Genomic DNA, 7524 nt, shown 5'->3' on the forward strand with positions numbered 1-7524 from the left:
TGTTTCTGTTCTTTCCCATCCCGCGTCAAACGCACGATGTGCATTTGACGATGACACGCTTTTGTTAGCCGCTCTTACTCAATCCCAAGATCGCGATCATGTATCTGTCGTTGTTGCCACAATTCATTGATCCCGACCATGGCAGCGTTCTGGTGCAATCCCTCCTATTGGGCCTGACGCAAATTTTTGTCAGCGTTAGCGTCAATGCCGTAATAACCGTGCTGGCGGGTTCCATTGCGATTTTTCTCGCGTCCCATCCCTCCTGGCAGACTGTTCAACGCTGGCTCATGGGAACCGTATTGGGCGGACTGGCTACGCGCATGGCCATGGAGAGTCGGCGGTGATTTCCTGATGGAACCGCCATCCAGAAGACCGTTCACACTGAGACTTCCAGCTCCAGCGTAAAAACCGTCCCCCCATCCACCCGGTTGGCAAACGTCAATCGCCCACGGTGGCTTTCGACAATCGTGCGGCAGATGTTCAGCCCCAGGCCCAGGCCGCCGTCCTTGGTGGTGAAGAACGGCGCGAACACCTGCTCCGCAATTGCAGCATCGATGCCAGGCCCACGGTCCGCCACGCGGATCTGCATGCGGCCGGCGACCACAGCCGCGTCGATCTCCACCAGCCGGCGTTCCAGTGCTGTGGCATGCATGGCCTGCAAGCTATTCAGCAGCAGGTTCAGCAGCACCTGCTCCAACAGCACGCGGTCGCCGCGCACCATGGGCAGGTCGGCCGGCACACGCAGCACGGCGCGCGCCTGCTGTGCCCGCATCTCGCCCTGCAGCAGGGCCAGCACATTCGCCACCAGGGCCGGCACGGCGCAGTCCTCGGCCCCAGCGGTGCGCTGGCGCACAAAGCCGCGTATACGCTGCACGATCTCGGCACTGCGCTGGGCCTGGGCCATGGTCTCATCAAGGCTGCTGCCCAGCAGTGCCTGGTTGCCTTGCTCAGCAAAGGCCTTGGCCGCGCTGGCGAAATTGCTCAGGGCCATCAGTGGCTGATTCAGCTCATGCGCCAGGGTGGACGCCATCTCGCCCAGGCTGGCCAGGCGCTGGGCGTGTTGCAGCTGCTCATCGTTCTGGCGCTGGCGCAGCTCGGCGCGCTTTTGCGCGGTGATGTCCACCACCGAACTCATCCAGCCGCTGTGCTGGCCGTGGGCATCGATCAGCCTGGCGGTATAGACCATGGTAAATACCTCATGCCCGTCGCGGTGGCGGATACGCGACTCGAAGCCGGACATGGCGGCCTGGCCGCTCATGGTGGCCTCATTGTTCTGCCAGTGCTGCTCCACATCGTCCGGGTGCCAGTACGGATACGGCGGCAGGCGGCCCAGCAACTCGTCGGCGCGGTAGCCGGTCATCTCGCACAGAGCGGGGTTGACATAGATGATGTGGCCTTCCAGGTCGCGCGCGCGCATGCCCACCAGCAGCGAATCTTCCATGGCCTTGCGGAAGGCGTGGGCCTGGTCCAGCTCCAGCGTGCGCTCGTGCACGCGCACTTCCAGCTCTCGGCGGGCATCGCGCTGCTCGGCAAAACGGCGCTCGCGCAAGCGCCAGTACAGGCCGCCCAGCAGCAGCAGGCCGGCACACAGCAGGCCCAGCATCCAGCTACGTTCGCGGGCACGGGTGACGGTGGCGTAGTCGGCCATCACGGTCAGCGTCCAGCCCAGGTCTGGCAGGACCTCGTCCACCGCCAGAAATTCGCGCGGCTGGCCGGCCAGGCTGGTGCGCACGCGGTAGCCCTCAGCATCCGGCGCCGCATCGCGCTGCCAGGGCAGCTGCGCAAAGCTGTGGCGCGCGCCATACTGCTGGTGCCGCTGCACCCAGGCCAGGTCGTCCTCGCCCAGCGCGCGCTTGGCCTGGTATATCCAGGAAGGTACCGAGCCCAGGAACACGATGCCGCGCGCATCGGCCAGCAAAATCGGGTCGCGCACAAAGGCCCAGGTGTCCTGGATCTGGCGCAGGCTGACCTTGACCGTGAGCACGCCGCGCACCACCCCGCCCTGCTGCACCGGCGCGGAGATAAACAGGCCCGGCTCGCCCGTGGTCTGGCCCACACCGTAGAACTGGCCGTTGCGGCCGGCCCGTGCATCCAGGAAATACGGCCGGTTCGCATACGACTGGCCCACAAAGCTCTGGGCCGTCTGCCAGTTGCTGGCGGCCAGGGTCATGCCCTGCAAATCGATCAGGTAGAGCGCATCCGAGCCGGCACGGAGGTTCACCTCTTCGATGTAGCGGTTGGCACGCTGCTGGGCCACCGGGTCGTGCGGCTGGGCCAGCGCTGCCAGCACGTCCGGGTGCTGCGCGGCGGTAAACGGCAGGTAGCTGTACTTGGCCGCCGCACCCCGCAAGCCCAGCGCATGCACCTCGATGGCCCGGTGGATGGAGTCCAGCTGGAAGCTGGCCTCACGCCGCGCCGCCCACTGGCCGGCAGCGGCGATCAAGGCTAGGCCCAGCACGGCCGCTACGGCCCACGCCCACCACGTCCGGTATGCGGGCACGGCGGCGGTAGGTGCAGATGGATCGGAGGGCATGGATGCAGAACAGGAAAAAGGGCCGAATCATTGTGCATGAGCAACACCGCAGCCCTGCGCACCGTCACAAAGTATTGGCTTTGCGCAACTGCGTACCAGTCCCACGCGCAGCCAAACAACAAGCGTATTTTTTGTGCGCCACGCGGGCTAGTCCGCCCAGGCAATTTACTATTATTTTTATAGCTTACAGCGCAAGTATTCTCTGCACGAGAGGCATAAAACACCATGTAACCCGAAAGAGCCTGGCAGCCTGTCAAGGGCCCCCTCAGCACGGTAAGATGGCCATGCGCGCAGCCCCGCCGGCCGCCATTGCAAGCACCCGATACACCACACCATCTTGACGTACAACAAGAGGCAAGAACACACCATGCAAGCCATCCGCATCGCCATCGTCGGCGAGTCCCTGATCGACTTCACCGCCACCAGCGGCCTGAACTTTGAAGGCCATGAAGGTGGCGCCCCGACCAATAGCGCCATCGCTACCGCCCGCCTGGGCCAGCCCATAGGTTTCATCAGCCAGCTGTCCACCGACCTGTTTGGCGAACGCCTGCTGCAGCATCTGCAAAGCAATGGCGTGAACACCGACTGGGTGCTGCGCAGCGATGCGCCATCGACGCTGGCCTTTGTCGAACGTACGCCGCAGACCAACCGCTACGCCTTCTACACCCAGGGCACGGCTGATACGCAGTGGGCGCCCGCTGTGCTGCCGGCGCTGCCAGACAGCTGCCGCTTTCTGCAGTTTGGCTCCATCGCGCTGCTGCACGAGCCAGCGGCCAGCCGCATCACCGACCTGGTGCTGGCGCAGCAAGGCCAACGCATCGTCTTGTTCGACCCGAATGTGCGCCTGAGCCTGATCAAGGATCTGCCGGCCTACCGCGTCAACGTGCAGCGCTGGGCCGCCGCCAGCAACCTGATGAAGTTCAGCGACGAAGACGCCGCCGCCCTGGCGCCGGGCCTGAGCCTGGCCGAGGTGGCCGCCAGCTTCATGCAGCAGCCCGCGCAGGGCCCGCGCGCCGTGGTCATTACCCGTGGTGGAGATGGCGCCACGCTATTCCGCCGTGGCCATGCACCGCTGGAGGTATCGGCTCCCAAGATCACCGTGGCAGACACCATAGGTGCCGGCGACACCTTTGATGCCGGCCTGACCGTCGCCCTGCTGGAGCACGGAGTGGAGCAGGTGGCCCAGCTCGACAGCCTACCCGACGCAACCTGGCTGGCCGTGCTGCGCTTCGCCGCCTGTGCCGCTGCCATCAACTGCACCCGCGAAGGTGCCCACCCACCCACCCGCGCCGAGCTGCAAGTGGCGCTGGACGCCGCCTCCTGAGCCGACCGAACACCATGCAAGCCTTTCATCTCTACCTCGACAGCGCCGATCTGGCCGATCTGCAAACCTGCCTGCCCCACCCCGCCGTCCACGGCGTGACCACCAACCCCACGCTGCTGCGCCGCGCCGGCATCACCCGCGCCACGCTGCCCAAATTGCTGAACACCTGCATCAAGCTGGGCGCACGCCAGGTGCAGGCCCAGGTGCATGCCGCCGATACCGAGGGCATCCTGGCCGACGCGCACCAGCTGGTGCGTGAATTCAACCCCGGCCAACTGGTGGTGAAGATCCCCGCCACCCGCGACGGCCTGCGCGCAGGCGCCGAGCTGAGCATGGAAGGCATTCCGGTCACCTACACCGCCGTGTACGCGCCCGAGCAAGCCCACTTCGCGGCCCAGCTGGGCGCCGCCTATGCCGCGCCCTACCTGGGCCGGCTGGAGGATTCGGGCGTAGACGGTCTGGCCTTGATCGGCCAGATGCAGTCCCTGGTCAGCCGCAGCGGAGCCAACACCCGGCTGCTGGTGGCCAGCGTGCGTTCGCGCGCAGCCTACCTGGCCTTGCTGGAACTGGGCGTGGGCTCCATCACCATCCCGCCCAAGCTGTTCAGTGAGCTGTTCGACCACAGCGCCACGTTGGATGCCGAGCGCGGCTTCCTGGCCGACGCGGCAGCACTGGGCACGTAAGCTACCACCTCCCACCGCAGAGGTGGGCGGTATTGCGTTTACGATGGAGGCCATCCAGAACCACGCCTGGGTGGCTACGCCGCCCTTGAAAGAGGCCCTCCATGTCCGACCGCACCGTCTTCTTCATCTCCGATGGCACCGGCATCACCGCCGAAACCTTTGGCAACGCCATCCTGGCGCAGTTCTCCATGGCGCCGCGCCATGTGCGCCTGCCCTTCACGGACACGGTAGACAAGGCCCACCAGGCGGTACGCCAGATCAACCACACAGCGGAACTGGAAGGCAAGCGGCCCATTGTGTTCAGCACCCTGGTGAACATGGAGGTGCTGAAAGTGGTCACCGAGAACTGTAAGGGCATGCTGCTGGACATGTTCGGCACCTTTGTGAATCCGCTGGAAAACGAGCTGGGCATCAAGTCCAACCACCGCATCGGCCGCTTCAGCGACGTGAGCAAAAGCCAGGCCTACCACGACCGTATCGAAGCCATCAACTTCAGCCTGGAGCATGACGACGGCCAGACCCACCGCGATCTGGCCCAAGCCGATGTGATCCTGGTCGGCGTCAGCCGCAGCGGCAAGACCCCGACCACCCTGTACCTGGCCATGCAATATGGCCTGAAGGCCGCCAACTACCCGCTGATCCCCGAAGACTTCGAGCGCCGCCAGCTACCACCGGCCCTGGTGGAATACCGCAAAAAGATCTTTGGCCTGTCGATCCAGCCTGAGCGCCTGAGCGAGATCCGCAACGAGCGACGCCCCAACTCCAAATACGCCTCGCTGGAGAACTGCCGTATGGAGGTGAGCGAAGCCGAAGCCATGATGCGCCGCAGCGGCATCCGCTGGCTGTCCAGCACCACCAAATCCATCGAAGAAATTGCCACCACCATCCTGCAGGAAATCCGGCCGGAACGGCTGGTGTACTGAGGCTTGGGCAGGTGCTTGGCGCCTACACCGCAATGGTGTAGAGCATGGCGCTGGCGCGCTCGTCGGCGTTGTGGCCCTGCAGCGCGACATCCCACTCGCGGCCCTGGGCGCCGCGCTGGGGCGGCAAGCCCTGCGTCATGGCAGTGACCTCTTCCGCAGTGGCATCGAACTCGGCGGCCAGTTCACGGTTCTCCAGAAACAGGCGCGCCACCATGGAGCCGCCCGAATCGATGAGCATGAGGTAACGCACAGGCAGTCGGTATGACGTCTGAAGGTTGCCTCGCGGCGCTTCCATTCCGAAGGTTTGACTCATGAAACCATCTTGCCACAGCTATCGCGCCAAGGGTAGTGCTGCTTGCGCTTAGGCGTATATGTTCACACCTCAATTGCTATCCATTTAGTAGCGAACTGCACAGAATAAATAAGCGCTGCAGGCTTATTTCATCCTCAATCCTGTCTACGCGTTTTCATGCTTTCCATTTAATTTAAATGTATACAAACCGATAACAAAGTAGATACATTCACTGCCGGCCCTATCCCATGCTTGTACGCTCCGACCTGATCACCAGCACACTGCCCACGCCGGTCACCAGCCTGAGGGGCGCGGCATCGGCAGAGACGGATGGCCCCGCACTGGCTACGGCCGAGGTTCCGTCTACCATTGTCAGCAACACCACTGCGCTGGAAGCCCATGCCGCCAGCTGGACCTACATGGCGCCCACACGCTATGTGCCTGCCAGCATGCAGGCTTGGCAAAGCCGATCCGAGGACACGGTCAGCAAGCTCATGGCACGTAATTTCTCGTCCACGGGCAATGCAAACCGCTTCAATGGCCTGGCAGGCGCCTTGCTGGAGCGCTTCAAAACCACGCCGGGTGACTACCAGCAAGCCGTGGCGAACTATGTTCCCAGCAGCAACACCAGCGTCGATGCCGCGGCCAAAACTGCGCTGTCCAGCATCGGCAACAACGCATTGGCCAAAGTGTCTTTGAGCATACGCACCCGCTCTGGCACCGTGGTGAACCTGACCCTGACCAACCAGAACGATGGCCTGGGCGTGGAAATACACAGCAATGGCCCCTTGAGCGCCACCGAAAGCCAGGCCATTGCGCAGTTATCCGCCAGCTTTGAAAGAGCGGTGCAAGGCTTCACTGCGGACCCGCCCACGGTGGATATTGCGGGCCTGGGCGACTACGACAGCACTGTCCTGTCCAGCATCGACCTGAAGGGCCAGATGCTGCGCAACGGCGACAGCTACCGCCTGGACTTCCATGCCGACGCCAGCCAGCGCAGCTTGAAAATGAGCTCTCCCACCGACCAGGTGGATATGAAAGTCAATCTGCAAAACCCAGCTTTATGGGGCAGCCCGGCCCAGCGGGAGCAGGCCATCGCCCAACAATTGCAGAAGATAAGCCAGGCCGGCAGCCGCGGCCATGGCAATGCCGAATGGATAGGCATTGTCCAGGACGCATTTGCGTCCATGCAGCGGTCCTACGGCGTCGATGCCAACGACAGCCCCCAAGTGCCGGCCAGTACCGGCACACCGACCATCAAGGACAGTGCTTTGTTATCTGGCCTGGCTGATTTTGCGCTGCGCATCACCGGCATGACCCAGGCCACCAACCCCATGCGTCTGGACGAAACCGACCGCTTTGACTTCAGTTTGCTGCAGACCACCAGCACCACTGGCCCGGCCGACAAGCCCGACAGCATCCAGCAGCGGCAGACATCCCGGCTCAAGGCCAGTTACCACAGCGCGCTAAACGCCTCCGCGAAGCTGGAGCTCACCAGCGAAAAGAAATCGCAAAGCTACCTTTACACCCGCATCGACGACCAGGACAGCCTGACGGTGACACTGACCCGGCAACTGGACCAAAGTATGCAGGTGGTGGTGGACAAATCGGCGAAAACCTCCGCCCGGGTCCAGCACTACGAAATGGGCATGCTGGTCGAAGACCGCAGCACGCCCTGACGGCAGGCTCGGCTTAAAAGCTGGTCCAGTCGTCGTCGTTGGTGCTGGCGGCCTTGGGCGCGCTGAGCTTGCCCATGGCGGGTTTGATGC

General features: G+C 63.6%; 6 protein-coding genes and 1 pseudogene. 5 read left to right on the forward strand and 2 right to left on the reverse strand.

Features of this window, described 5'->3' with window-relative positions:
- Positions 1–74: 74 nt before the first annotated feature.
- A pseudogene (locus tag AC07O2_RS25870) lies at positions 75–344 on the forward strand (LysE family translocator); the annotation flags it as partial.
- Positions 345–376: 32 nt separating this feature from the next.
- Here the strand turns inward: AC07O2_RS25870 and AC07O2_RS25875 are convergent.
- Positions 377–2533, reverse strand: a complete 2157-nt coding sequence (locus tag AC07O2_RS25875; protein WP_495234981.1) for a sensor histidine kinase — start codon at positions 2531–2533, stop codon at positions 377–379.
- Between the two features lie 376 nt (positions 2534–2909).
- On the opposite strand from AC07O2_RS25875, the gene AC07O2_RS25880 reads away from it, so the two are divergent.
- From AC07O2_RS25880 to ppsR, 3 genes are all read left to right on the forward strand, one after another.
- Positions 2910–3857: a carbohydrate kinase family protein gene (locus tag AC07O2_RS25880; RefSeq protein WP_495234985.1), complete on the forward strand. Its 948-nt coding sequence runs from the start codon at positions 2910–2912 to the stop codon at positions 3855–3857.
- A gap of 14 nt (positions 3858–3871) precedes the next feature.
- On the forward strand, positions 3872–4540 hold the full coding sequence (locus AC07O2_RS25885) for a transaldolase family protein (RefSeq protein ID WP_495234982.1): 669 nt from the start codon (positions 3872–3874) through the stop codon (positions 4538–4540).
- Between the two features lie 101 nt (positions 4541–4641).
- Positions 4642–5463, forward strand: coding sequence for a posphoenolpyruvate synthetase regulatory kinase/phosphorylase PpsR (gene ppsR / locus AC07O2_RS25890; protein ID WP_495234983.1), 822 nt, complete (start codon positions 4642–4644; stop codon positions 5461–5463).
- A gap of 22 nt (positions 5464–5485) precedes the next feature.
- On the opposite strand, the gene AC07O2_RS25895 is transcribed toward ppsR, so the two are convergent.
- Positions 5486–5701, reverse strand: coding sequence for a hypothetical protein (locus tag AC07O2_RS25895; protein WP_495099055.1), 216 nt, complete (start codon positions 5699–5701; stop codon positions 5486–5488).
- Positions 5702–6003: 302 nt separating this feature from the next.
- Here AC07O2_RS25895 and AC07O2_RS25900 point away from each other — a divergent pair, with 302 nt between their 5' ends.
- Positions 6004–7434: a hypothetical protein gene (locus tag AC07O2_RS25900; protein ID WP_495234984.1), complete on the forward strand. Its 1431-nt coding sequence runs from the start codon at positions 6004–6006 to the stop codon at positions 7432–7434.
- Positions 7435–7524 lie beyond the last annotated feature (90 nt).

The sequence above is a fragment of the Rhodoferax sp. GW821-FHT10B06 genome, from assembly GCF_059415605.1.

What these genes read in the sequence shown, in the direction of transcription:
- AC07O2_RS25895 (WP_495099055.1), bottom strand. Translation starts at nt 5,701, where the DNA reads ATGCTCATCGATTCGGGCGGCTCCATGGTGGCGCGCCTGTTTCTGGAG.
- AC07O2_RS25900 (WP_495234984.1), top strand. Translation starts at nt 6,004, where the DNA reads ATGCTTGTACGCTCCGACCTGATCACCAGCACACTGCCCACGCCGGTC.
- AC07O2_RS25875 (WP_495234981.1), bottom strand. Translation starts at nt 2,533, where the DNA reads ATGCCCTCCGATCCATCTGCACCTACCGCCGCCGTGCCCGCATACCGG.
- AC07O2_RS25885 (WP_495234982.1), top strand. Translation starts at nt 3,872, where the DNA reads ATGCAAGCCTTTCATCTCTACCTCGACAGCGCCGATCTGGCCGATCTG.
- ppsR (WP_495234983.1), top strand. Translation starts at nt 4,642, where the DNA reads ATGTCCGACCGCACCGTCTTCTTCATCTCCGATGGCACCGGCATCACC.